The sequence below is a fragment of the Bacillus sp. FSL R9-9410 genome, from assembly GCF_038050385.1.
In the GTDB taxonomy this organism is placed as follows: domain Bacteria; phylum Bacillota; class Bacilli; order Bacillales; family Bacillaceae_G; genus Bacillus_A; species Bacillus_A cereus_U.
Map to the genome: position 1 here is coordinate 2417145 of NZ_JBBOTV010000001.1, position 25946 is coordinate 2443090.

Genomic DNA, 25946 nt, shown 5'->3' on the forward strand with positions numbered 1-25946 from the left:
TACAACTCATTCATTTACAACTTCTTTCTCTTTTTGTAATACAGATAACGGCTTTTTATTCTTCTTTGACATTACCTCTTTATCGGAAATACGTAAAGAAAATAGTAATGCTATGAGTAAAAATATTGCTGATCCAATTAATGCTGCTTGATATGGTAAGAAATTTGACTGTGCATTATTCTGTACGCTATTACTTCCAAAACCAGATAGTATACTAGCTAAAACAGCAACTCCTATTGCAGATCCTAATCGGTTTTGCACATTGAATATAGTAGTTGCTCTACCCATAGAAGGTGGTGCAATATTGTTAAAAGCAGAAAATTGAACCGCACCGACAGATTGACCTAAGAAAATACCAATGCCAAACAATAGTGCCCGAATTTGCCATGGATTCGTATCATGATTTACAAAACTTAATAAAATAAAGATAACCGCCGTACTTACTAATCCAATAGAGATTACCTTTCGAGCTCCTAATTTCTTATATGACCATGGTACAATCTGCGAAGAAATCATTAATCCAATCGCCTCTGGGAATGTAGTAAGACCCGATTCCAGCGCGGAAACTCCTATTACATTTTGATACATAAGCGGAAAAATAAATAACATTCCTAGTAAACCAGCTGATGAAAACAACGAAATAAGACTCATTTTTCTAAAGACCGGTTCTTTTAATAAGCGTAAATCTAACATCGGTTGCTTTACTTTAAGTTCTACAATAATAAACAATGTAAGTAATACAATCCCAGCTATCCCAATACTAATTATTTCTGGAGAAACCCAACCTTTTGACGGGCCTTGACTGAGTGCATAGATGAGCATCGCAAAACCTGGTGCTGAAAGAACAAAACCGAGAGAATCAAAACGACCAGCTGATTTTTCAATATGCTCTGCTAAAAATAGAAGTCCAAATAGCAACGCAATGATACCAAACGGCAGATTAATATAAAATGCCCAGCGCCAAGACATTTGATCTACAAAGAAACCACCAATAATTGGTCCGATCGCTGGTGCTACAGCAATTGGAAGTACAATAAATCGAGAAATTTTTGGTCTTTCCTCTGGTGAAAATGTTCGGAATAACATCGCCATCCCGACTGGTGTTAAAAGTCCGCCACCAGCACCTTGAATGATACGAAAAATGTTTAATGAAGTAATATCATTAGCAATTCCACATAGTGCAGATGCAATTGTAAAAACGAAAAGGGCAGTTAAAAATACTTTTTTCGTACCAAAGCGATCTCCTAACCAACCAGAAATCGGAAGGAAAATAGCTAAGCTAACTAAATACCCAACATTTACAGTCCCCATTGCAGATGGGGGCACTTGCAGTTCTTTGCTTATCGTTTGCAGTGCTACATTTACAATCGTTGCATCCATCGCAGCCATAAACATCGCTGTTATATAAACGATGCTTACAACTACTTTTGGATTTATTTTTACTTTCATTATTGTTTTCCTACTAATATTTTTTCGCTAATTTGATTTTTTTTCGGCTCTAAATCATTCCAGTTAACTTCAACGTATTCTAAGCAAACTTGTCTGCTAGCTTCTTCATGTACGACATTCCATCCAATTGGTACATCGAGAAAGGCAGGCCAGAGAGAATACTGGCCCTCCTCATTCATTAATACTTTATATGTGTAATTATCATTTTCAAATGGATTCGTCATACTTTACTTACCCCTTTCTTATTCTGCAAATATTTCGCTAGCACTTGTCCAATTTCTGTAAGTGGACCTGGCTGACATAAATCTTTATGTCTACAATCAATGTCATGCTGCACGATTTCCCCGTCTAAATAATTTAGCCACGTATTTGGAGAAATAGGATCAAACCAGTCTGGTATAACAGTAGATCTAAAGAATAAAATATCCCCGTTATAAACTTTTGGCACGTATTTCCCTAACAACCCTACTGAATTTACATATGTTTCTTTCAAGTTCAAAATAGTCTCTTCCTCAAGACTTGCTAATGCACTTCCATCTTTGCGAAGTATTGCAACCGCACTTTCCATAGTAAGTGGTTTACCATCCATGTTATCTGGATCATATCCACCTAAAGCAAGTAATGCGATTAACGCTTCTTCTTCAGTAGGTGCTTCCGTATTCGGTAAGAAGTGACCAGGATACGAATCCAGCATAACGAGTAATTCTACTTCTTCCCCTTCATTTTGAAGTTGTGCCGCCATAGCATGAACAACATTTCCTCCAAGCGACCATCCGAGTAAACGATATGGTCCGTGAGGCTGTATTTCACGAACGTGTTTTAAATAATCCGCCGCCATCTCCTCTAAGCTTTTTGGAAGTTCTTCATTTTCAGCGATACCACGTGCTTGTACACCATAGATTGGATAATCTGTTCCTAAAGATTTCATAAGTCCTGCATAGCACCAACTTAATCCACCTGCTGGATGTACACAAAATAGTGGTAATTGATCTCCGCTTGCTCGTAATGGAAGCAACACATCAAGTGCACTTTGACCATTCCCCATTTCAAGTCTTTCAGCAAGCCCTGCAACAGTAGGTGCTGCAAATAAAGTTCCGATATTTAGTTCAACTCCAAGTGCCTCTTTAATGCGACTCATCAGCTGCACTGCAAGAAGTGAATGACCACCAAGATCAAAGAATCCATCATCAATTCCAATTTGAGACACACTTAAAACTTCTGTAAACAAGTCACATAACATTTCTTCTTGCGGTGTTCTCGGTCCGCGGCTAGAAGATGATGCAATAAATTCTGGAGCTGGCAATGCCTTTCTATCTAATTTACCGTTTGGAGTTAAAGGTAACTCATTTACTACTACAAAAGCGTATGGAACCATATAATCTGGCAAACTACCTCCAGCATACTGACGCATTTCATTCGTATCGATCGTTTCATTATTTGATGCGACGATATAAGAAACTAATCGTTTATCCCCTGGTTGATCTTCCCGTACAATAACAGCTACTTGTTCAACTTTAGGATGTTTCATTATTACCGCTTCTATTTCCCCTAATTCAATTCGGAATCCACGAATTTTAATTTGATGATCTGCACGTCCTATATAATCTAACGTCCCATCTTGACGCCAGCGCGCTAGGTCTCCTGTACGATACATTCTTGTACCTGGCTTACCAAATGGATCTGCGATAAAACGTTCAGCAGTTAATCCTGCTCTTCCTAAATATCCACGAGCGAGCCCTGCACCTGCAACATATATTTCTCCAACTACTCCAGGTGGCATCGGTTGTAAATAGTTATCTAATACGTATACTTTAAGATCCGGTATACTGCACCCGATTAAACTATTTGCTCGTAAAGATACGATACTTTCATCTAATTCAATATAACTAACATGTACCGTCGTCTCCGTTATTCCGTACATATTAATAAGCTTCGGTGCGTTATAAGGATGACGACTATACCAATCTTCTAATCGACTTAGTTCAAGTGCTTCTCCGCCAAAAACAACATATCGTAAAGATAATTTTTGACCAACCTCTTCATTTTCACGATCTGCTTGCATCAATTGATAGAACGCTGATGGAGTTTGGTTTAAAACAGTAACCTTTTCCTTAACAAGAAGCTGTAAAAATTCTTTCGGCGAGCGACTTACAGTATGTGGTACTACAACTAAACGCCCTCCATATAATAAAGGTCCCCAAATTTCCCAAACCGAGAAATCAAAAGCGTATGAATGGAACATCGTCCACACATCGTCTGCGTCAAATTGGAACCAATGATCAGTTGCTCCTAAAAGTCTTACTACATTTTGATGAGGTATCATAACCCCTTTCGGTCTACCTGTTGAGCCTGACGTATAAATAACGTAAGCAATATGTGAAGGAGATAACGGCTTCATGCGCTCCATTTCATCTATATTGTCTTCACTATATTTCTCAATTTCTTCTATTACGTTCACATCATCAACTAAAATCTTTAGTGCTTCATCACATTCAAGTTCCACATCTGAATTTGTTAAAACACATGATGGTTTCGCATCGTGTAGCATAAATGAGATACGATCTGACGGATAATCCGGATCTAACGGAAGGTATCCCGCACCAGCTTTAAGAACAGCAAGTAAGCTTACAACCATATTTAAAGATCTCGGCATCGCTAAAGCAACAAGTTGATCAGGACCGATTCCTTTCGCTATTAACAAACGAGCTATTTTATTCGCTTTTCTATTTAACTCTTCATAAGTTAGCTTTTCATCTTCAAAGACGACAGCAATAGAATTTTGATTTACATGAGCCTGCTTTTCAAATAATTGTGGCAATGTCATTTCAGGTACAATTTGAAAACCACCATTCCACTTTTCTAAAACTGTATTTCGCTCTGCTAAAGTTAATATTTCTAATCTACCAATTGATTGATCCGGATGTTTCTCTGCATCATCTAATAATAGAATGAATCGTTCTATTAGTTTTTGAACCGTTTCACGTTTATATAAATCGGTACTAAACTCTAACAATCCGTGCAAGCCGTTTGGAGTACCATCAACTCTGTTACTCTCGCTAATTTCAAATGTTAAATCAAATTTTGCAGAACCAACACTTTGAATTTCAAGGCTCGCTTCTAAATCCGGTACATTAAACGTTGCTTCTGGCGTATTTTGGAAAGCTAACATAACTTGAAACAGCGGATGACTATTTCGAGTTCGTACTGGGTTTAACACTTCAACAAGTCGTTCAAATGGAACATCTTGATTTTCATAAGCTTCAAGGTTTACCTGTTTCACTCTATTTAATAATTCTTTAAAACTTGGATCGCCTGATGTATTTGTGCGTAACACTAATGTATTTACAAATAAACCAACTATATCCGTGAGTACATCGTCGTTTCTTCCAGCAATCGGACTACCTAATGGTATATCAGTTCCAGCACCTAATCTTGTAAATAAGGCACTTAGTCCTGCTTGCAACACCATAAACAAACTAACTCCATTTTTACGAGCGAGCTCCACTAACCTACTATGCATACCTTCATCTAAATGAAAATGAATTGTTTCCCCGCGATAACTAGTTTCAATTGGGCGCTGGTAATCTGTAGGTAACTCCATTTGATCTGGTAAACCTTTTAACTCTTCTTTCCAAAAATCTAATTGTGTTGAAATAATACTGTCTGGTTTTGTTTCATCACCTAATAGCTGTTGTTGCCATAGTGAATAATCTGCGTATTGAACTGGAAGGGTTTCTAGTTGAACACTATCACCTTGACATCGTGCTTTATAAGCCGCTGTAAAGTCTCTCGTTAACGCTTGTAATGACCATCCATCTCCTACAATATGATGCAAAAGAATTAGTAAAACATGTTCGTTTTCACTCACTTTAAAAAGTTGCAAACGAATTGCTGGTTCGATATCAAGATTAAAGCTATATCTTACAGCTTCAGACAGTGTACTTTCTAATTCATCCTTACATGTATTTGTTATAATCATTTTTAAATTCAATTTATCCATTTCTAGAATTCTTTGATATGAACTGCCAAGTGAATTCGGGAAAATCGTTCTAAGTGTTTCATGTTTCTCAACTACATCATAAAAGGCACCTTGCAGTGCTTCCTCATTCAATTTTCCAGACATACGAATGACTAACGGAATATTATAAGTAGGACTTGGACCTTCTAAACAATTTAAGAACCATAACCTGCGCTGTGCAAATGAAAGTGGAACTTCATTTGGCCTACTTACTTTCTTAATAGCTGGTCTTGCGCTTTTTGCACGATCCAACTGGTTCGCTAATTCAGCAACAGTTGGTGATTCAAATAGCTTTCCGATTCCTAATTCTACACTTAACGTTTCACGAATTCTTGCCATTAAACGAGATGCAAGAAGCGAATGGCCACCCATTTCAAAGAAATTATCATCTATACTAATTCGCGAAACACCAAGTACTTCTGCAAATAAATCACATAATATTTCTTCTTTCGGATTTCTAGCAACTCTCTCATTGTTCATTCCATTAAAATCAGGAGCAGGTAATTTTTTTCTATCAACCTTACCATTTGGCGTTAATGGTAATTCTTCTAGCACAACAAATGCTGATGGTACCATATAATTCGCTAAACTTTCTGAAACATAAGAGCGAATTTCTGAAAGATGAATCATTTCCTTCTCTTCGGCAACGATATACGCAATGATTCGTTTATCATTTGGACGATCTTCTCGTACCATTACCACTGCTTGTTGTATATTTTCATGTTGTTGTAAAACCGTTTCAATTTCAGCTAATTCAATTCGGAAACCACGAATTTTAATTTGATGATCTGCACGACTAATGTACTCTAGCACACCATCGTTACGCCATTTCACAAAATCACCTGTGCGATACATACGTGCTCCTGGTTCTCCATAAGGATTTGCAACAAACCGTTCAGCTGTTAACTCCGGTTTTCCTAAATATCCGTTCGCAAGCCCTTCCCCCGCAATATATAATTCACCAATAACTCCAGGTGGAACTGGTTGTAACCCTGCATCTAACACATACACTTCAGTATTCCAAATTGGCTTTCCAATAGGAGGTATACCACTTTCACTTTCATCAATGTTCATGTAAGTAGACCAAATTGTCGTTTCAGTTGGTCCATATAAGTTTGTTATAGAGCAACCTAATTCTTTTAATTTATTTGCTAAATGTGCTGGAAGTGCTTCACCACCAACGAGCACGTTTAACCCTCGTAACCTCTCTGGATATTCAGTTACTAACGCTTGCCAGAGCGTCGGTGTAGCTTGCATAATTGTCGCTCTTCCTTCTTGTAACAATGTCGTTAACGCAGAAGGCTCTTGGATTACCTCTTTTTGTGCAATTGTTAAACTTGCACCACTAATAAGAGGTAAATAAATTTCTAGAGCAGAAATATCAAACGCAAACGTTGTAACTGCTAATAAATGATCGTTTTCATTTAATGAAAACGTATGTTGCATAGCCAATAAGAAGTTACTTAAACCTTTCATAGAAACAATTACACCTTTTGGATTTCCTGTTGATCCTGAAGTGTAAATTGTATACGCTGGGTTTAAAAGTGATTCATTATTTTTAAATGATATATTCATATAAGAATATGTTTTTAACGCTATTTTCGTTTCTTCGCTATCTAATACGATTTTTTTAATATCATTTTCTATAACTAAATTAGATGAAACAGATGAATGTGTTATGATACAAACCGGATTTGCATCATTTACTATATAAGTAATTCGCTCGGCTGGGTATTCTGGATCTATCGGTAAATACGCTGCACCCGTCTTTAGAACTGCTAGCATACTAACTACCATTTCTATTGATCTTGGAAATACTAAGGCTACAAACTGATTTACTTCTATTCCTTCTTCTAATAAATAGTGTGCTAGTTCATTCGCTCGTTCATTTAGCTCTTTATACGTAAGTTTTATCCCGTTACAAGTAACTGCTATTTTATTTGGATTTTTTTGTACTTGTTTTTCAAATAATATAGGTAGATTAATTAGCTCTTCAGCTTTCTTCGTTTCATTCCATTCCAATAAAACTTTATGATTTTCTTCAGGAAGAGTAATGTTTATTTTTCCAATCGGCTCGTCTTTGTGATAATTATTTATCACTAATTCTAATAGATTCATAAATCTTTCTTTATGCAATGCTAGTTCCGTATCGCTATATACTTCCGGATTCGCATCAAAATGAATCATTAACTTATTTTCATCGAAGCGCTTATATACATTAATCGATAAGTCATCGACAGGTCCTGCTGATAAATTATGTGTAATACCACGATTTCCAGCAAAGTTAAGCCCGTAATCAAAAGGCATAACATTCACTAACGGACCAAACAACCTTTGATTTTCACCTAGTAGCTTTAAGTCTCTTCTTAATTCCTCATGACGGTATTTATGATGACGACGTACGTCTCGAATTTCTTTAGAAACTTGCTGTATTAATTCCGCAAGAGTTATATTTGGAGTTACAGTGAGACGAAGTGGAACTAAATTCATTACCATGCTTGGTGTATGAATAGATACAGAACCAAGACGCCCCATCATCGGTAAACCTAAAACAATATCATTTGCACCTGTTAATTTATGCATGTAAATACTCGTTACGGCTACAACAAATTCGGGCCAACTCGTTAACGAAATATTAATATCTTCTAGTAAAGTTTTCGTACTAGCATTTGATAAATAAGCAGTTTCCCGTAAAAATCCATTTGATGTTCTCGGCGCTCGTTCTGCTAAACTTATAACTTCCGGTTCATCTGCAAACTTTTCTAGCCAAAAAGTACGATCTTCCTGAAATTGTTTAGATTCACGATACCCATTATCTTCTTGTACAATTTTTGCAAGAGAGCCAAATGGCTTTTCATTCTTGTTTGTTTCTTCTATAAGTGATGTATACTCCTTCGCTACCTTTTGGCTAAGAAGTGAAAATCCATAGCCATCCATCACAATGTGATGGATGCGCTGATACCAAAAGAAACGATTATTTTCAATTTGAATAAGTGCTTCAGTAAATAATTTATCCTCTGTTAAATCCACAGGCATAGATAAATCATTTTTCATCCATACTTTAGCAGCTTCTTCAGGATTTCCCTCTTTACGAACGTCAATAAAATGCATATGAAACTTTGACGATTCCTCAATAACTTGCCATGGGCCAATTTCATCCTCTTCGAAACGAACATGAAGTGCTTCTGCTTCTGTTATAACTTTACATACAGCTAACTCGAAAATTTCTTGATTAATATTTCCGTTTATTTCTATATATTCCCCAGTATTATAAATCGGATTAAGCGGATCTAATTGTTGCGCAAACCACATACCAGACTGCGCAGATGATAACGAATGACGAATCTTTTGACTATTAGGCATTCTTTACTACCCCTTTATTATGTAGTCTATTTGTTACAGCACTTGTGCTGCTTGTGAAGATAGTAAGCGGTACCAATCATCAACAGTTGGACGTTCTGCTAAATCTGCAAACGTGATTTCTTTCCCTTCGCGGCGCCACTTCTCTACTAAACTCATAATTCTGACCGAATCGAGTCCTCTATTTAATAAATCTTCATCAACTTCAATACTCTCTACAGACTCACGAAGTAGTTGTGCAACTAGTTCATGGACTTCCTGTAAAGTGATTCCTTCACTCTCATCACCCTTTAAACTTTGTAAATCTTTTAATAGTAAGTTTGTTGATGTCGTTACTGCACATCTATTAGATGCATACTGCAATGCTTGTTTATGATGCTCTAGTGAAAAATCAGCAACTGCATCTGCTACAAAAAATGGCTCTATACCATCCATAAATGCTTCACAAGCTGTTAAAAGGCAGCCAATATGTGCATAAATACCGCAAATAATAAGTTGATCTCTTCCCTGCTCATTTAAAATTTCTAATAGATTCGTCTTTTTAAATGCACTATATCTCCATTTGGTTAGGAATATATCATCCTCATCTGGAGTAAGCTCATCGACAATTTTCTTTTTATCTGGTCCAGCAGGAATACCGTCACCCCAAAAATCTTGTAATAACCCTCGTTGTTCTAACGTTTGTCCACCAGGTTGTGCTGTATAAACAACTGGTATACCAAGTTCCTTACATCTTTCTCTTATCACCTTAATATTTGAAATGAGTTCTACTTTTGGCGATTCTTTATCGCTATATGCATCAAGAAAATATTCTTGCATGTCATGAATTAAAAGAACTGCACGTTTCGGATTTGGCGTCCAATTCACTTTATTTTTTGGTAGTTCTGATTCAATTGGCATTTTGTATACTGAAATAGATGGGATAGCCATCTAATCACTTCCTTCCGATTTTTATTATTGTTTTACTGTAATAAGTTTTTCAGCAATGACTTTACGTAATTCTTTTTTGCTTACTTTTCCAACACCTGTTTGTGGGAATGATTCAATAAATTCAATTCGATCTGGAATCTTATAAGCTGCTATACCACGTTCTCTTAAGAACATTTTTAATTCGTTTGCAGTTAGGACTTGTCCACGAGCGATAACAAAAGCGCAAGTGCGTTCTCCTAAATAATCGTCAGGCATAGATACAATTGCTACATCATGTACTGCATCATGTGCTAATAGATGATTTTCAACTTCTTCCGCAGCAACCTTCTCACCACCACGGTTAATTTGATCTTTATCTCTTCCTTCTACAATGATGTAACCTTGTTCATTTACTTTCACAAGATCACCTGTGCGATAAAACCCATCCTTTGTAAATGATCTTGCATTATGCTCTTTCGCTTTATAATAGCCACGAATTGTATATGGCCCTCTTGTTAATAAACTTCCTACTTCACCGGGTTTTACATCGTTATCATTTTCATCAACAACCCTTACTTCATCGAATGTAGACATCGGTCTACCTTGCGTATGAATAATGATTTCTTCAGGATCATTTAATCTTGTGTAATTTACTAACCCTTCTGCCATACCGAACACTTGCTGTAACGTACATCCAAATGTAGGGCGAATACGCTTCGCAACTTCGGCACTAAATTTCGCACCTCCTACTTGAATAACTTGCAGGCTCGATAAATCGTCGTTACGGGAAGATGCTGCATCAAGCCAAATCATTGCTAATGGTGGAACGAGAGCGGTAATCGTCACTTTTTCTTTTTCTATAAGAGCAAATGACTCATCTGGACTACCTCCAGTTGCCAATACTACTTTTCCACCCGCATAGAAAGTTCCAAATGTTCCTGGAGAACTCATCGGGTAATTGTGTGCTACTGGAAGAACTGCCATATAGACGCTTTCTGCATTTAAATTACAAATGTCAGCGCTAACACGTAAACTATAAATATAGTCATCATGTGTTCTAGGAATTAATTTAGAAAGTCCTGTCGTCCCTCCTGATAATTGGAGAAACGCAACATCACTTGGCTGAACTTCTGGTAATGGAACGGAATCTATATACAGACCACTTATGTTCACAAACTCTTCTTCTTCTCCCACTACAATTACATGTTGTAAAGTTGGCACTTTCACTTTTACTTCTCTTGCTAGTTTTCGATAATCAAAGCCGAGAGCCTTATCTGAAATAACGTAAGCACTCGCCTCACCAAACTCGCAAAAATAACTAATTTCACTACTGCGATGAGAAGGTAGTGCAAAAACAGGAAGTGCTCCAATGCGAAATAGCGCAAAGCATATTTCGAAAAACTCTATAATATTAGGTAACTGGATTACAACTCGGTCCTCTTTCTTTATTCCTAAATTCAGTAAACCTGAAGCTAAGCGATCTACCTTTTTATCAAGTTCACTATACGTTATATGCGTATTACTACTTACAACCGCAATTTGATCCCCATATTTTTCAGCGCGTTCTTTTAACATCGAACCAAATGTTTCTCCAAGCCAACACCCTTCTTCTCGATAGCGATTGGCAAATTCTTTTGGCCATTCCGTATAACCTATTAACATTCTTTCTTCCCCCTATTTTTCATTCAGCGAATTATCTCTTAACCCTAAAGCCTTCAACATTGTTTGGAACTTAGCTGATGTTTCTGCTAACTCATCTTCTGGGTTTGACTCAGCAACAACTCCAGCGCCTGCATATAAGCGAAGTGTATTTTCTTGCACTTCAGCACATCGAATTGTAACAATCCATTCACCATCTCCATTTAAATCGCTCCACCCTAACATTCCTGTAAAGAATTCACGGTCAAATGGCTCAATTTTTTGAATAGCTTCTCTTGCTTCTTCCATTGGAGTTCCGCAAACTGCTGGCGTTGGATGAAGGGCAATTGCTAATTCTAAAGAAGAAGTATTGGGATCTTTAAGTTCACCTTTCACTTCTGTAGACAAATGCCACATTGCTTCACTATGTATAACTGATGGCTTTTCTGGAACGTGTAATGTATGACAATACGGACGAAGTACTGTGGCAACCGCTTCAACTACTACCGCATGTTCATGTAAATCTTTTGGAGAAGAAAGTAATTCCTCTGCTCTTCTTTTATCTTCAACTGGATCGTCACTTCGTGGTCTTGAACCAGCTAATGGATTAGAAACGACTTGCATACCACTACGTGAAACAAGCAATTCAGGGCTTGCTCCAATTAATGTCTTACTTTTTTCTTTTTCATCTTTCGGTAAATTAACTGCAAATGTGTAGCCGTGCTTATTATGTTCTGCTAACTCACGAAGAAGCTTTTGTTTATCAATTACCTCGGAAGACTTAACATCCAACGACCTAGATAGAACGATTTTCTTTAAATCTCCGTCCTGAATTTTTGCTATTCCTTGCTTCACACCATCCATATAAACTTCAGGAGCTGGAACCGGTGTCATTTCAAATATCATTTTCTCATTTCGTTTTATCTCATCTGTTGTCTCTAACTGTAAACGCTCAGTAATTCTACTATGTTCTGGTACGATAAGTTGAACTTCTTTTCTACGATCAAATGGCAAAGCACCAACAACGATAGGATTCGGATTTCCGGCTTGTTTTGCATTACTTAATACCGCTTGTACAAGTTCTGGAAAACTTTCAATTTCACGATGTTTTACTGTAGTAAACTCTCCTTCTGTCAATATTGTTCGAGTTGGTGAAGAGAAAAAGAACGAAGATTCAGTCTTATAATCTTCTAATAATTTTTCTGACAGTTCCTTTACGGCTGTAAGTTCATTCATAGTACTAAAACCTCCTGAATTTTTTATTAAACTCCTAATGTAGCTCCGCCATCGACACATAAATTGTGCATTGTAATATGACTCGCTTTATCTGAAGCTAAAAACAATACTGCTTCAGCAATTTCTGAAGGTTGTGCAATTTTTTGTAACGGTATACCGAGTCTATATGTATTTTGAGAACCAGCAACTATATTTTCAGCTCCATTCTCATCAGCCCATAGTAATCTTTGCATTTCAGTTTCAGTAGAACCTGGAGAAACTAAGTTACAACGAATATTGTATGCTGCGAGCTCTAATCCTAAACACTTCATGAACATCGTCGTTGCAGCTTTTGATGCAGCATACGCAGCCATCTCCATTCTAGGAGTATTTGCCGCATTTGAACCAACTGTAACAATTGCCCCTGACTTTCTTAATATCATATGTTTACTTACTGCTCGAGACATATAGAAAACGCCTGTAGTATTTACAGAGAATGTTTTATTCCACTCTTCGTCACTTAAAGAGTGAATCGCTCCCATACGTAAAACCCCTGCAACATTTATTAATATATCTATTGGTGCTATGTCATTTTCAATTCGTTTTACTACATCTTCAACAGCAGTGCTATCACTCACATCTAAATGAAATGTCTTAATACGTGTTTCATATGATGCATAATGATTTAATATCATATTTAGACCTTCTTCATTTTGATCAACCGCAATAACTGTAGCTCCTCTTTCTAAAAACATTTCTGCTACAACACTACCTATACCTTGCGCTGCACCTGTTACTAAAACGGTTTTCCCATCAAATTCCCCTAGGCTCATTTCCTCTATCCTTCCATATAAAAATTAATCAAGTTTAACAATATGATTGATAACGATTTTCATTATCACTAATGTTGTTAAAAATAATACACTTACTAAACTAATTGGTCAAGTGTACTTTTCATCAAAACGAAATCAATTGATAATGATTTTCATTTCCTCTATCTACATTTAAATGATAATGTTTCTCAATGTACTTGTCAATCTTTTTTTATTTTTCAGATAAAACATTTTTACGTTTCTATGCCAGACTGCATCTATAAGCATTAAAACGTACTTTAAATAAAAATTTAATCCATAATTCCTTATCATCTTTTTTGTAATTGAAAAAGAGAACCTGTAGATTTCTTCACCTACAATACTTTATCAAAAATTCAAGTTTTTCTTTTCTCAATATTTTTCTGAAAATATTTTATTTTACATCTTGCATTTCTCAATAAATATCCTATATATAATCTAAGATTTTCATATATTATGCGTGACTCAATAATATTCCAATATAATCCAATCGGGTGTTTTAATGACTCTTTTATCAGTAAATTCCCGTAAATCATAAAGACTGGTTAGAGAAAAACTATTAAAATTAGTTCATAAAGAAAAAAGCACCCTATTTAATAGGGTACTTTTTAGTTACAGTAGTGTACTAGAATATTTAAACACTTATGCTACGCTGCTATATTCTTCTTCTTTTTCTTTTTTCTGCTTAGGCACTTGGATTAAAAGTGCGATAATAAATGACACGACACATAATACGCCGATCACCATGAAAGTTGGTTTGAACCCACCTAGAACTGCACCGATAAAGGAACCTGCAAGCGCTCCAAATCCAAAGCCTTGATACACAATTCCGTAGTTTTTACTATGATTTTTCATACCGAAGAAATCACCAACAATAGCTGGGAAAATAGTGATATTTCCACCAAAGCAAAACGCTACACTTGCTACACAGACGAAGTAGATACCATAATTTAAATCTACGAAACTTAGAACCAAGACTGAAGTCGCCATAGCAACAAAAGTACCAGTAACGATTTTTAAGCGGCCGATTTTATCTGATAAAGGTCCTAGAATAATACGACCTAATGTATTGAAAATTGCAACCATAGCGACAGCATTAGCTGCTGTTGCTGCACTAAGCCCTACAAGTTGAACACCGATGTCTTTTACCATACCAATTAAGTATAAGCCACTCATACATGATGTAAATAACATAATAAATAACAAGTATACTTCTTTTGTGCCTAGCATTTCTTTTGTTGTATATTCCTGAGTTTTTGTTGCATGAACTGTACCTTGTTCAGAAGCTTGATGGATCAAACAAGCACCAATTACTATCATAGCTGTAACAATTAAACCCCAGTATATAAACGCTTGCGATACACCAACTGAATCAATCAACATTGCGTTTATGTATTTAAATATTAGGCTACCTGTACCATATGCAGAGACAGATATACCGGCGATTAAACCTTTACGCTCTGGAAACCACTTTATTAAATTGGATAGCGAAGTGATATATGCTGTACCATCTGCGTAACCTACTACAACTCCTGCTAGTACATAAAGCATTAATAATGAGGAAGCTTGTGAACTAAGTATTAATCCAATTCCTAATGCTAGTCCAGCTATCATAATAAGTTTACGAAGTCCCCATTTTTCTTGCAATTTACTCGCAAACAAAGTTGAAAACGCTAAAGAAAGGCTAGTAATTGAGAAAGTTATAGCAACAGCGTTAAGACTCCAACCGTATTTACTCACTAAGGGCTGATTGAATAAACTCCATGTATATATCGTTCCAAGCCCCATTTGTACTATGACTGTGCCAAGGACAACAAGCCATGGATTAACCGATGATTTCTTCATACCATCTCTCCTCCTCTTTCTATTTCAATGCTATTCGCTAAATATGCTTTTTTCATTTTCATTTTCGCCACCTCATTTGATTTAACAACTTCATTGTATAGGGTATTACCCGTCATGTAAGCACTTACAAGACGGAGCGTCAAATATATGGAATCAGTTACAGAAAACGAAGGGTGAAATGCAAAAAACTACTTGTTAAATACGTAGTAGTTTTTATAATGTTTTACATCAATACGACTTATGTGTGTTTTCATATCCTCTTTTATACAAAGTTATGCGCCCTGTTACACCATGGCTGGACTTCAAAATTTTGATTATCCTATACAAACAAAAAAACACCATATTCTTTTTAACTCTCCAGCTTTATAACATGTTGCGTCTGTATTTCTTGATACAAATCATTTAATAGTCTTGTAATCTGGCTTCTCATTACAATGCTTGTAATCAAAAATTCCATCATTTATACATTTCTACTTCCGCATATCTTGTTTTCCTAACAAAACATACAGAATTACAACGTTTTTTTACAATTTTCTACATAAAAATAGAAAATATATAATTCATTTACATAATGTTGCACTTTAATTTTTATTAAACAACAAATATTTTATTGATAAATAAAAACTAAACATTCACTAATATATCTATACGTGGTTTAATATATATAATAAACAAACATTTCTGACTTTTATGAGGAGGTACTATGAAAGCAAACGTAGGGGATACTATACTATTTCAACGAAATAACTTAAAGATCACAGCATCTGTACTAAAACTATACACTGAATCGGTCTTAGTTGAAGTTACAGATGTAAGCGGTGGTACTTTTGAATTTGACCGAACAATTGTAAATCATAAAAACTATAAAATTTTAAATGCAAATAAATAAAACAATACAAAATAGCCCCCGCTTAACAGCGGAGGCTATTTTGTATAATAACACTTCATTAATTTACATATCCTAAAACATTAACAATCTTACTTGCTTTTAAATTATTAATGTAATAATAAATTTCTAATCCTCTTCTCTCTGCTTTTAGCACTTTACCTTTCATTTTTGATAAATGCTGTGAAACAGTCGATTGCGGAATGTTTAATATTTCTGTTAATTGCGTTACATTACAAGTTTTACGGACACTTAATTCATTTACAATTTGTAAACGTATTGGATGCGCCATAATTTTTAAAATATCTACATCTTCTTCAGTAACTAAAGTTTTTTTTATCTCGCTCGTATATGTTGTCATAAGACATTCCCCTTTTATATTGATTCCTTTTTCTTTAGATCCATTTCTAAAGAAAACCACAATACCCAATATGCAACTCAGACCCTTATATAGAAATAATAGGATTTTATTTCATTAAAAACAGAAATGTTATTTATTTTATTTATTTGGTACATATACATAATACAATTTCAATATGTGCTGCATGTGAAGTTAGCATAAATTTATGGTGAAGATTCTTCATTCATTTATACATAAACTGATAGGACTTCTTCGTAGTTCATTTATTATTTCGATTGGCTTATTGTCTTTTATATAGATGCGAGGTATCCTTCTACTTAACATACAAGTAATCTCATAATTAATTGTACTTAATATATCTGCAACGCAATCTACACTTATTGATTCCTCGCCTTGATTACCATAAAAGACCACTTCATCCCCAACATGTATTGGCATGATTTTTGTTACGTCCAACATTAACTGGTCCATACAAATACGTCCTATAATAGGAACTTTCATACCCTTTATTAATACAAACCCTTTATTCGAGAGTTGTCTACTGACACCATCCGCATATCCAACCGGTATCGTCGCAATCCATTCTTCTCCTGTCGCTGTATATGTTGCTCCATAGCCAACCCCATTTCCTTTTTTTACTTTTTTGATATGCGCAACTTTTGATTTAAATGTCAGGATAGGCTGTAACGAAATAGCTTCTTGATTGACATCTGCAGATGGATAGAGACCGTATAACGCGATTCCAAGGCGGACCATATTTCCTTTTGTTTCTCTCATATCAATTGTAGCAGCACTATTATTGGCATGAATCCATGGAATAACAATTTGTAACTCTTCTGCTTTGCTTACGGCTTTTTGAAATACCTCTTGTTGCATGAGAGTATACATTTTATCCCTTTCATCTGCACAAGCGAAGTGCGTGTACATTCCTTCAACCTGAATATATTTTGTACACTTTAATGTTTGTAAAAACAATGTGACTTCATTAAGTTGTAAACCGAGTCGGCTCATTCCAGTGTCAATTTTAATATGGATGTACGCATTCTTTTCCATTTGTGAAGCAACCGCTTCTATAGCATGCAAATCCTCAATTGTATATACTGTCATGCTTAAATCATACGTAATTGCATCTACTATCGCTTCATACGGTGTGTATCCAAAGATTAATATTGGTACAGTTATACCAGCTTCTCTAAGTTCAATTCCTTCATCTACAAACGCAAGTGACTTGTGCCTGCCTCTATTACCGCCTTCGCAATCGGAACTGCCCCGTGTCCATAGGCATTCGCTTTTACAACTGTCATAATCGCTGTACCAAATGGAATAGCTTGTTTGTACTGTTGGAAATTACGTTGCAGTGCATTTAAATCAACTTCAATAATAGTATGTCTACCGTAGTTAACGTTCATAATTTATTTACCTCCTATATTAAGCTATCAAAAATGCTCTTCCTGAAGAGCCAAGTTCATGAATCCGTAAAAGTCATTAGTATTCAAACGAAAATCCGTCGGTTATTATTTTTTTAGTATTCCTTCAGTTATTTTTACCTCGTAGCCTTCCGTGAGCTAAAATCGTTAAAAATCACATTCACTCTCACCCTCATATTTTTACATATCTTCACCTATCCAAAAAGGTACACACATTATGTATTTTTACAGTCTAGTGGTATGGTGGAGAGGTATAGATATACCTCTTTGTAATACAATTGCTTTTCGAAGTAATACTATATGAGTAATAAATATATCTACTGTATAAAAATATTCCTAAGATGACGTCATGTCCTACAACTATATAATTTAACAATTCATTTTTAAGGTAATTTTAATGTATATTAACCATTTGAATATAGTAATATATAGTTTGTTAATTGATAATTAGGAGGCTGTTTTAAAGTGAATTACAAAAAGGGTATTTTAGTTGGTCTTATATGTGTATTTGTATTTTCATTAAGTGGTTGTAATTTTATCGATGGGTTTAAAAGCGGATTTGCTTCTAAAACGGAAAAGGTAGAAAACCAGGAGGAAAAATAAATCCGTACAAAAAAGACGACATTTTATATGTCGTCTTTTTTGTTTCAACTTTAAAGTGAACTCTCATTATTACTTTATTGCACCAAAGCCCGTCAGTCATTCCTTAGTTCAAAACCAGTAAAATCTTACAATGTTTTCCATAATGATAAAGCATAAATCCAGTTTGGATCCCCATTTCCTTGGTAATTTTGGACAGCTTCATACACTTTCCCTTCGTGTACGACTCTATCTCCCTTTTTATATGCCTTTTTTGAATTCCACGCTTCGTATGAAGCGCTTTCAGTTTTTGTGGTAACTGTGAATACATCGCTTTGTATTGATTCATTACCAGCTACATCAACAGCTTTCACCGCATATTTATATGTAGTATTAGCAAGCAAATTTTTGTCCATATGAGAAGTAGTGTTGGATGTTCCAATTTTTTTCATTACGCCTGATATTTCTCTGTAAATATCGTAATGGTCTACACCGTCATTATCGTCAGACGGACTCCACATCAGATCAACACTTGATGCTGTCGTTCCCATGCTGTGTAATCCTTTTGGCTGTGTAGGTGCTTCTGTATCAAGAGTCGCTACTGATGTTTTCACTTTAACTGCCGTACTTTCTTTCGATACATTTCCAGCTGCGTCAATCGCTTTTACAGTATAAGAGTATTCAGTACTTGGTTGTAATTGTTTATCAATAAAATGAGTGCCTGGTACTGTGTCAATAATCTCTCCATTGCGTAGGACCTGATAACCTTTTACCCCTACATTATCCGTAGAAGCGTTCCATGCTAGTTCTACACTATTTGCTGTAACTTTTGTTGCCTCAAGCCCATTTGGATTACTTGGTGCTTCTGTGTCTGGTTTTTCATTATTGACTAGATTTACATCAATTACATTATAGAATGCATTTGCTGTATCAGCTACATCCCATACCGCTAAAATAACATGGTATCCACTACGATTAGTAGGCACGTTAATTTTGTGATTTAAATTGTTTGAAGCTGCAGAACCATCATGTTGTACAGTTCCAATTGGCTCAAAGTCAACTCTTGTTAGCGGTTTATTTGGATTCCAATTCTTTTTCGTAATGTAGTAATGCCATTGGCTAGTTAAGTGAGGAGCTGTATATTTCCATGTAAACGTATTCTCTCCACCAGTTATCGTATTTTTAAACCAACGATCTGTTGTTTGTTGATCTAGAATACCACCAAATTTACCACCTGCAGAAGCTATTTGTCCATCAACTGGGCCACCTTGTGGAAATCCTTTTGGAGCTTCTAAACTTTGTGGTTCATACATAACACTTCCGCAGTTCATGTTCAGTGCGCCGTAAGTTGGGCTACATAAAGCAGAACGACTTCCAGGTTTTTCAACAAAACCGTGTGCATATGCATTTTGAGGAATGAGAGTCGTGCCTATGATTCCAGCCGTTAATGCAACGGCTCCCAGGCTTTTCTTGTTCATCTTCATATTTAGTAGGTGTTTTAAAATTCGATTATTCATGTTCGTATCCCCTTCTTGTTATACTTCGTAGTATGATGAGGGCTTTGATGCAAAAGAATAACAATAAAGACACTTGTTTTGGGGAGTGCGTAAGAAACGCACACTTAATAATGAACGAATGTTTCATTCATTATTATTAAATATTTAACTTTACGGATATATCATGACATATAAACTACTGAAACTTGTGCAGAAGTTGTGCAGAAACGTTGAACTTAATCCTAACACTAGCTAAATATTAAATTCACTTAGATGCTTATACATACAACTTCTTCATTTTTAACACATGGTAGGCGTTTGTATATACTATTACAAAACATATTTTTATTAAGGGGGATTTTATATGCCTACGCCGTCACAAGAACAAGTTGAAGAAGCTCGTGAAACGTATGTCAGTCGTATTATTTTAGTTGGTGGATCAGCTTTATTTTTAACAGGTGGTGTTATATCGGCAATTTCAGCCTTTAAAAGTTATAACCGTTTGGCAAATACGCCACCTTCTTCAAATGATTCATAATTGCATCGTTCATTCCTTTATATAATACAAATGCCGCCTCTACTATAGAGACGGCTTTATATAAAAACATTATTAAATTCATTTGAACTTTATTGAAAAAACGTTATACCGATTTGATACAATGTTCAAAATAATGATAGATACTTTCAATTTGACAAGCTTATTTCACCACAAACCGCGTCTGACTACACCCATCCTTCTGCTTCGTTACCTCTAATACAGCTGGCATTGCGTTTTTCAGTTCTTGAACGTGTGAAATTACACCGATAAAGCGACCTGATTTTTGCAAGTCGATTAGGGCGTCAACTGCTTTCGTTAATGACTCTTCATCTAATGAGCCGAATCCTTCATCAATAAACATCGTTTCGATGGAAATACCACCCTCATACGCTTGAATTACATCTGCCATTCCAAGTGCTAAGCAAAGTGATGCGTTAAATTTTTCACCGCCAGATAATGTTTTTACATCTCGGGTTTGACCTGTATATGCATCGTATACATCTAAGCCTAATCCACTTTGTCGATTCCTCTTTTCAACTCGTTCGCTTCGTTTTAAATAAAATTGTCCATTTGATAATTTACGTAGTCGTTCGTTCGCAATTTGAACAATTTGTTCTAAATACTCAATTAAGATGTAGCGTTCAAAGGATATACGACTATCGTTATCCCCTTTCATTACTTCATATAAATCAACAAGCTCTTGGAATGCTTTTTCTTCCTCATGAATTTGTTCATCAATTCGTTTAATATTTTCATGTAAATCCGTAATATATGATACGGCATTTTGAGCACGTTGTCGTTTTTCTTTAATAATATCAAGGTGAATTTCCAATTCTTTCACTTGCTCATCTAATGAAGAAATGTCCATATACTCTTTATCTTTTAATTCTGCCTTTAATTCTTCAATTTGTTTTGTAAGTACTTCTAGAGATGAGTAATAACTTTGGATTTCTTGTTGTAGCTTATCCATCTCAGCATCATTTAATTTGGATTCTGTATATGTTAATTGATCTGTAAATCCGCTTTGTTCTAGCTCTTTCATAAAGCGTGTGAAAGTCTCTTCTTTCTTCTCTTTTGCACTATTAAATTGATTAGAAGCATTATCATGTTCTGCTTGAATACGTATATTTTCATTTTGCCAATGTTGATACGCCTCTTGTACTTTCTCCCATTCATCTTCCATTAACCTAAGTTGTTGCAGAGCTTGGTCAAACTGTACTTTCCAAGCTTGTACCGTTTGCAAGCTTTCCGGAATATTTTGCTTATCATGTTCATATGACGTACGAAGCTGCATACACTCCATTTCAGTACGGTGCTGCACAGTTTCTACTTCACGCTTTTGTTTCTGGAGTTCTTCTACTTTTTCTTCTACGCTTTTTATATTCACAGCAATTTGCTTACGCGTTTCTTCACTTGCTTTTAACGCATTAACTTCTGCTGCTAATTGCTTTCCTTTTTGAACGAGCGCACTATATGTTTCTACTAATTCTTCTGAGCGATAGCCTCGCTTTAGCACTTCTTCTATCACTTGTTCATATTGAACTCGATAGAAATTCCACTTTTCTTCTAATTGAACATGTGATTTTTCCGCAACGTTTTTCTTTTCTCTTAGCCCATTTAACTCTTTTTCATCAATGGCATTACTTTGCTCTGTAGCTTTTTTCGGGTGATCCATACTACCACATACTGGACAAGATTCACCATCATGTAAATGAAGAGCTAATATACCAGCTTGCTCACTTAACCAGCGGCGTTCCATATCTTCATACGCACTAACTGCCAGTTGCATCTTATGAAATGCAATTTCTTTTTCTTGCTCGTATTTTTGTTTTTCTTGCCATACATCATATGCCTGCTTTAATACTTTTGCATCTTCTCGCATATTCGTTAGTTCTTCTACTTTAGCTACATATTGTTCAAGCGCTACTTCTAATTGCTGTAATTCGCCAGACATTCTTTGTTTTTCATTTGTATGCGCTTCTAGTTGTTCATCTAACTTTTGCATACCTTCTTTTAATTTCCCTATTTGAATTTCAGCATTTTGCAAATTCAACTTTTTCTCAGCTAATGATGCAATAATTGGTTGTAACTCTTCTAGTCTTTGAACTTGTTTTTTAGCATTTTCTCGCTCAGATGCCTTATTCTTTAATGCTTCAAATTTCTCCTGAGCAAGTGCAAAACTGTTCATTATATGTTCTTTTTTTGCGATTATCTGTTTTAACAAACTTTCAGACTGCTGTTCATATTGCATCGCTTCCTCATACCATTGCTCAAATGGTAATAATCGCTTCGCTTGTTCCGCATGTTTAAAAGATTTTTCTTTCATTTCGATTACGGCACGATTTTCTTGTAAAGTACTGTACTTCTCATTCTTTTGTTCTAAATCTTTGAATTTCTCATTTACAGCTTTTGCTGCATGAAAACGTGCCTCTGCTTCTTTTAATTGTTTCGTTTTGTCATTTTGTTCTAAGTGTAATTGCTCAACCTCTGCATTGTACCAAATTGTTTCTTGTTCTAATGCCTCTACTACTTGATGTGTATTTACATGCTCTTGCTCCACTAATGTCTCTAATAATGCTCCATCACGTATTGGTAATTTAAATACATTACGGAAATATAGCTCACGTTCTTTTTGTTTTTCTTGTAAGACGTCTTTCCATTGTTTACGCTTTTGATCTAATAACTCACGCATTAATTTATAACGATCTGTTTTAAAAATGCGGCGTAGTATTTCTTCTTTATTTTCCGTTTCAGATGTTAATAATTTTCGGAACTCTCCTTGCGGTAACATGACAATTTGGCTAAATTGATGTTTACTTAATCCAATTAAATCTTCAACTTTTTTATTTACATCTGTTACATGAAAACGATCGACACATGGAACTTTTTCCTCATCAATTACTTCATATAATTCGACTGCATGTCCTGTAATTGTTTTATTTCCTTGTTTTTTATGGCCCAGTTGTCGTTTAATTTCATAAATTTTCCCTTTTAATTGAAAAGTTAATTCCACACTTGTATAAACATCATCATCAGCAAATTGGCTACGAAGCATGTTTGTATCACTACGCTCTTCTCCACTAGCCTCTCCATATAATACATAACAAATCGCATCAAAAATCGTTGTCTTTCCAGCTCCTGTATTTCCAGAAATAGCGAAAATACGATGTTCACCAAGATCTTTAAAATCGATTACTTCTCTCTGTTTATATGGACCAAATGCGGTCATTATAAGCTGAATCGGTTTCATCCTCGCTCACCTTCCCGTTCTTGCACTGTTTGCAAAACATCTAAAAATAGACGTTCTTTCTCTTCTGATAAATCTAGCCCTTTCATTTCTTTATAAAATGCTTTTAAAAGAGATAAATCATCCGTTTTATGCCTTGAAACAGTTACTTCATTTTCATCTGTGAACTCTCGTCTTTGAATAGATCTTTCAACATGCATTGCATTTGGGTATACAGAACGTATTTTTTCCATTGGCTGCAAGACAGGATTTTCATCTAATAATTTCACAAATACATAATCTTCATTTACTGGATGAAGTAATAAATCGTCTATTTTCGCTTCTACTGTACGCATTTTACGACGCGGTGTAAATAAACGTTTTTCAATTGTTGTTTCACCTTTTTCATCCAGTTCCACAATATAATATCCTTTTTTATGCTTTTCTTCAGAAATAGAATATGCAAGTGGCGAACCTGAATAACGAATTGTCTCATTACGTACAAAATGTGCTTGATGTAAATGGCCAAGCGCCGTGTAATGGAACTTATCAAAATAATGGCTATTTACATATTCAGCACCACCAATTGAAAGTGGGCGTTCCGCATCACTCGTATTTTCCTCTGCCTCTCCTGAAGAAGTTACAAATGCATGTCCTACAAATATGTGTCTCGCTTCTTTATCCATCGTTTCAGAGAGTTCGTTCATAAAAATACGCATCGCATCATCATGAGAACGAACATCTTCATTTTTCAATATATGTCTAACAATACTTGGGTCTGCATACGGAACGAGATGGAATTGAACCTCTCCGTATTCATCATTTAAAACAACAGGATTGTATGGAAACTGGAATTGTCCAACAATATGTAATCCTTGTTTTTTCATTAAATTACTACCAAAATGTATGCGGTCCGGACTATCATGGTTTCCTGCAACTGCGATTACTGGTGTTTGTAAATCAATAACTATCTTTTGTAATACATCATTTAATAAGTCTACTGCTTCTGTAGGTGGAATTGCTCGGTCATATAAATCTCCTGCAATAATTACAGCATCCGGTTTTTCCTCTTCAACAGCTTGTACAAACTGATCTAACACAATTTTTTGATCTTCAGTCATATATACACCATGAACAAGCTTACCTAAATGCCAATCCGCTGTATGAAAAAACTTCATATTACCCTTCTCCTTTTAGTTTACTGATTGTAGTGAAACAAGCTGATATTTTAGTGTAGTTTTTCCGTTCTCCCATTCTAACTTTTGGACAATTGCACTACCGATTCTTTCTTCGTTTGATTTATATAAAGGTAATACTTCTTGAATAGTAAATAGATGATAACCATCTAAGATTAATTGAAATAAATTATCTTCTATATGTAATCTTACTTCTTTTTCATTTGAAATAATTTTTGTGTGCATCTCAAATTTCATGCTAGATACAACCCCTTTTTTCTAATCTCTACATTTTAATAGTATAGTGGTCATGCAAGATTGACAAGTAAATACACCGCGATGTACATACTTTTTTAATTATAAATATTTTATGTTTTTTTATATAAAATACGGTATGTGAAATTATCAATCTACAAAAATAAAAATGCCATTCAGGCATCCTTATTTTTGTAAGTACTCTTTCATAACGTAGTACAATACAGTTATTAACACAATCGCTACAAAAAACGCGAATACGACCACAACATACCCATCTTTATTTAGTAAAAAACATATGGAAATAGATATTATAAAAATCGGAAACACGAGACGTACCTTATCCTTCACTTCTTCTGTCGTATCTGTATGATGAAAATACTGTGTAATTCCTACCATAAGAGATGACAAAATAATAACCGACAATAGTAAAGGTCCTGGCATTCCGATCTCTCCTTTCTCTATTTCTAATTATATACAAACCCCACGCTCTTTAAAAGTTAGATAATTCAGCCTTTTAATCTTTTCTACATCCACTCTTTAATGTATTGTTACGCCACGTATACTAACTCAATTTAAGTTATACATATAATAGCGCCTTCAACACGACGTTTTCAAATAATAGCACTTACAGTAATGTTGTAATATTCCTCTTCATTCTCTGGAATCCTGCAAATATAACTCGTCAAAATATGCGATAAATAATAACATTAAGTAC

At 35.3% G+C, this 25946-nt stretch carries 17 protein-coding genes and 1 pseudogene; 3 read left to right on the forward strand and 15 right to left on the reverse strand.

Annotated elements, in window-relative coordinates; all coding sequences use genetic code 11:
* Nucleotides 1-6 precede the first annotated feature (6 nt).
* The 8 genes from MKX77_RS12600 to MKX77_RS12635 all read right to left on the reverse strand — a co-directional run bounded on the left by MKX77_RS12600 (nt 7) and on the right by MKX77_RS12635 (nt 15285).
* Nucleotides 7-1449 carry an MDR family MFS transporter gene (locus MKX77_RS12600; protein ID WP_341306827.1) on the reverse strand — a complete coding sequence of 481 codons (1443 nt, stop codon included), beginning with the start codon at nt 1447-1449 and terminating at the stop codon, nt 7-9.
* On the reverse strand, nt 1449-1673 hold the full coding sequence (locus MKX77_RS12605) for an MbtH family protein (RefSeq protein ID WP_000184075.1): 225 nt from the start codon (nt 1671-1673) through the stop codon (nt 1449-1451). Before MKX77_RS12605 ends, MKX77_RS12600 begins: the two co-directional genes overlap by 1 nt.
* Complete coding sequence (locus MKX77_RS12610) at nt 1670-8830, reverse strand: amino acid adenylation domain-containing protein (RefSeq protein WP_341306828.1); 7161 nt, start codon at nt 8828-8830, stop codon at nt 1670-1672. The genes MKX77_RS12605 and MKX77_RS12610 overlap by 4 nt, the downstream gene beginning before the upstream one ends.
* Before the next feature lie 33 nt (nt 8831-8863).
* Nucleotides 8864-9757 (reverse strand): isochorismatase family protein, encoded by an 894-nt coding sequence (locus MKX77_RS12615; protein ID WP_341306829.1) that lies wholly within the window; start codon nt 9755-9757, stop codon nt 8864-8866.
* Between the two features lie 24 nt (nt 9758-9781).
* Nucleotides 9782-11398: a (2,3-dihydroxybenzoyl)adenylate synthase gene (locus tag MKX77_RS12620; RefSeq protein ID WP_341306830.1), complete on the reverse strand. Its 1617-nt coding sequence runs from the start codon at nt 11396-11398 to the stop codon at nt 9782-9784.
* 12 nt (nt 11399-11410) lie between these two features.
* Nucleotides 11411-12610, reverse strand: a complete 1200-nt coding sequence (dhbC, locus tag MKX77_RS12625; protein WP_341306831.1) for an isochorismate synthase DhbC — start codon at nt 12608-12610, stop codon at nt 11411-11413.
* Between the two features lie 26 nt (nt 12611-12636).
* Complete coding sequence (gene dhbA, locus MKX77_RS12630; RefSeq protein WP_341306832.1) at nt 12637-13422, reverse strand: 2,3-dihydro-2,3-dihydroxybenzoate dehydrogenase; 786 nt, start codon at nt 13420-13422, stop codon at nt 12637-12639.
* Between the two features lie 660 nt (nt 13423-14082).
* Nucleotides 14083-15285 (reverse strand): L-lactate MFS transporter, encoded by a 1203-nt coding sequence (locus MKX77_RS12635; RefSeq protein WP_215556277.1) that lies wholly within the window; start codon nt 15283-15285, stop codon nt 14083-14085.
* A 703-nt stretch (nt 15286-15988) separates the two neighbouring features.
* Between MKX77_RS12635 and MKX77_RS12640 the strand changes: the two genes are divergently transcribed.
* Complete coding sequence (locus MKX77_RS12640; RefSeq protein WP_002012762.1) at nt 15989-16174, forward strand: YkvS family protein; 186 nt, start codon at nt 15989-15991, stop codon at nt 16172-16174.
* A gap of 58 nt (nt 16175-16232) precedes the next feature.
* Here MKX77_RS12640 and MKX77_RS12645 read toward each other — a convergent pair whose 3' ends face one another.
* Nucleotides 16233-16532 (reverse strand): ArsR/SmtB family transcription factor, encoded by a 300-nt coding sequence (locus MKX77_RS12645; protein WP_033717890.1) that lies wholly within the window; start codon nt 16530-16532, stop codon nt 16233-16235.
* A gap of 219 nt (nt 16533-16751) precedes the next feature.
* Nucleotides 16752-17941 (reverse strand): annotated as a pseudogene (gene alr / locus MKX77_RS12650) (alanine racemase).
* A 483-nt stretch (nt 17942-18424) separates the two neighbouring features.
* Here alr and MKX77_RS12655 point away from each other — a divergent pair.
* Nucleotides 18425-18562 (forward strand): hypothetical protein, encoded by a 138-nt coding sequence (locus tag MKX77_RS12655; protein WP_002012757.1) that lies wholly within the window; start codon nt 18425-18427, stop codon nt 18560-18562.
* A 125-nt stretch (nt 18563-18687) separates the two neighbouring features.
* On the opposite strand, the gene MKX77_RS12660 is transcribed toward MKX77_RS12655, so the two are convergent.
* Nucleotides 18688-20055, reverse strand: a complete 1368-nt coding sequence (locus tag MKX77_RS12660) for a lytic polysaccharide monooxygenase (RefSeq protein ID WP_341306833.1) — start codon at nt 20053-20055, stop codon at nt 18688-18690.
* A gap of 343 nt (nt 20056-20398) precedes the next feature.
* On the opposite strand from MKX77_RS12660, the gene MKX77_RS12665 reads away from it, so the two are divergent.
* A complete protein-coding gene (locus MKX77_RS12665) occupies nt 20399-20572 on the forward strand; it encodes a hypothetical protein (RefSeq protein WP_002157923.1) in 174 nt (57 codons plus the stop codon).
* A gap of 160 nt (nt 20573-20732) precedes the next feature.
* Here MKX77_RS12665 and MKX77_RS12670 read toward each other — a convergent pair whose 3' ends face one another.
* From MKX77_RS12670 to MKX77_RS12685, 4 genes are all read right to left on the reverse strand, one after another.
* Nucleotides 20733-23822 carry an SMC family ATPase gene (locus tag MKX77_RS12670; protein WP_341306834.1) on the reverse strand — a complete coding sequence of 1030 codons (3090 nt, stop codon included), beginning with the start codon at nt 23820-23822 and terminating at the stop codon, nt 20733-20735.
* Nucleotides 23819-24976 carry an exonuclease SbcCD subunit D gene (locus tag MKX77_RS12675; protein ID WP_341306835.1) on the reverse strand — a complete coding sequence of 386 codons (1158 nt, stop codon included), beginning with the start codon at nt 24974-24976 and terminating at the stop codon, nt 23819-23821. The genes MKX77_RS12670 and MKX77_RS12675 overlap by 4 nt, the downstream gene beginning before the upstream one ends.
* Before the next feature lie 15 nt (nt 24977-24991).
* The gene (locus tag MKX77_RS12680; RefSeq protein WP_341306836.1) at nt 24992-25231 is read right to left on the reverse strand and encodes a DUF2584 family protein; all 240 of its coding nucleotides are present in this window, start codon (nt 25229-25231) and stop codon (nt 24992-24994) included.
* Between the two features lie 183 nt (nt 25232-25414).
* Nucleotides 25415-25672 carry a hypothetical protein gene (locus MKX77_RS12685; protein ID WP_212936975.1) on the reverse strand — a complete coding sequence of 86 codons (258 nt, stop codon included), beginning with the start codon at nt 25670-25672 and terminating at the stop codon, nt 25415-25417.
* Nucleotides 25673-25946: the final 274 nt, after the last annotated feature.

Bases quoted from the DNA above. Each gene is read 5' to 3' on its own strand.
- MKX77_RS12600 (WP_341306827.1), bottom strand. From the start codon at position 1,449: ATGAAAGTAAAAATAAATCCAAAAGTAGTTGTAAGCATCGTTTATATA.
- MKX77_RS12605 (WP_000184075.1), bottom strand. From the start codon at position 1,673: ATGACGAATCCATTTGAAAATGATAATTACACATATAAAGTATTAATG.
- MKX77_RS12610 (WP_341306828.1), bottom strand. From the start codon at position 8,830: ATGCCTAATAGTCAAAAGATTCGTCATTCGTTATCATCTGCGCAGTCT.
- MKX77_RS12615 (WP_341306829.1), bottom strand. From the start codon at position 9,757: ATGGCTATCCCATCTATTTCAGTATACAAAATGCCAATTGAATCAGAA.
- MKX77_RS12620 (WP_341306830.1), bottom strand. From the start codon at position 11,398: ATGTTAATAGGTTATACGGAATGGCCAAAAGAATTTGCCAATCGCTAT.
- dhbC (WP_341306831.1), bottom strand. From the start codon at position 12,610: ATGAATGAACTTACAGCCGTAAAGGAACTGTCAGAAAAATTATTAGAA.
- dhbA (WP_341306832.1), bottom strand. From the start codon at position 13,422: ATGAGCCTAGGGGAATTTGATGGGAAAACCGTTTTAGTAACAGGTGCA.
- MKX77_RS12635 (WP_215556277.1), bottom strand. From the start codon at position 15,285: ATGAAGAAATCATCGGTTAATCCATGGCTTGTTGTCCTTGGCACAGTC.
- MKX77_RS12640 (WP_002012762.1), top strand. From the start codon at position 15,989: ATGAAAGCAAACGTAGGGGATACTATACTATTTCAACGAAATAACTTA.
- MKX77_RS12645 (WP_033717890.1), bottom strand. From the start codon at position 16,532: ATGACAACATATACGAGCGAGATAAAAAAAACTTTAGTTACTGAAGAA.
- MKX77_RS12660 (WP_341306833.1), bottom strand. From the start codon at position 20,055: ATGAATAATCGAATTTTAAAACACCTACTAAATATGAAGATGAACAAG.
- MKX77_RS12665 (WP_002157923.1), top strand. From the start codon at position 20,399: ATGCCTACGCCGTCACAAGAACAAGTTGAAGAAGCTCGTGAAACGTAT.
- MKX77_RS12670 (WP_341306834.1), bottom strand. From the start codon at position 23,822: ATGAAACCGATTCAGCTTATAATGACCGCATTTGGTCCATATAAACAG.
- MKX77_RS12675 (WP_341306835.1), bottom strand. From the start codon at position 24,976: ATGAAGTTTTTTCATACAGCGGATTGGCATTTAGGTAAGCTTGTTCAT.
- MKX77_RS12680 (WP_341306836.1), bottom strand. From the start codon at position 25,231: ATGAAATTTGAGATGCACACAAAAATTATTTCAAATGAAAAAGAAGTA.
- MKX77_RS12685 (WP_212936975.1), bottom strand. From the start codon at position 25,672: ATGCCAGGACCTTTACTATTGTCGGTTATTATTTTGTCATCTCTTATG.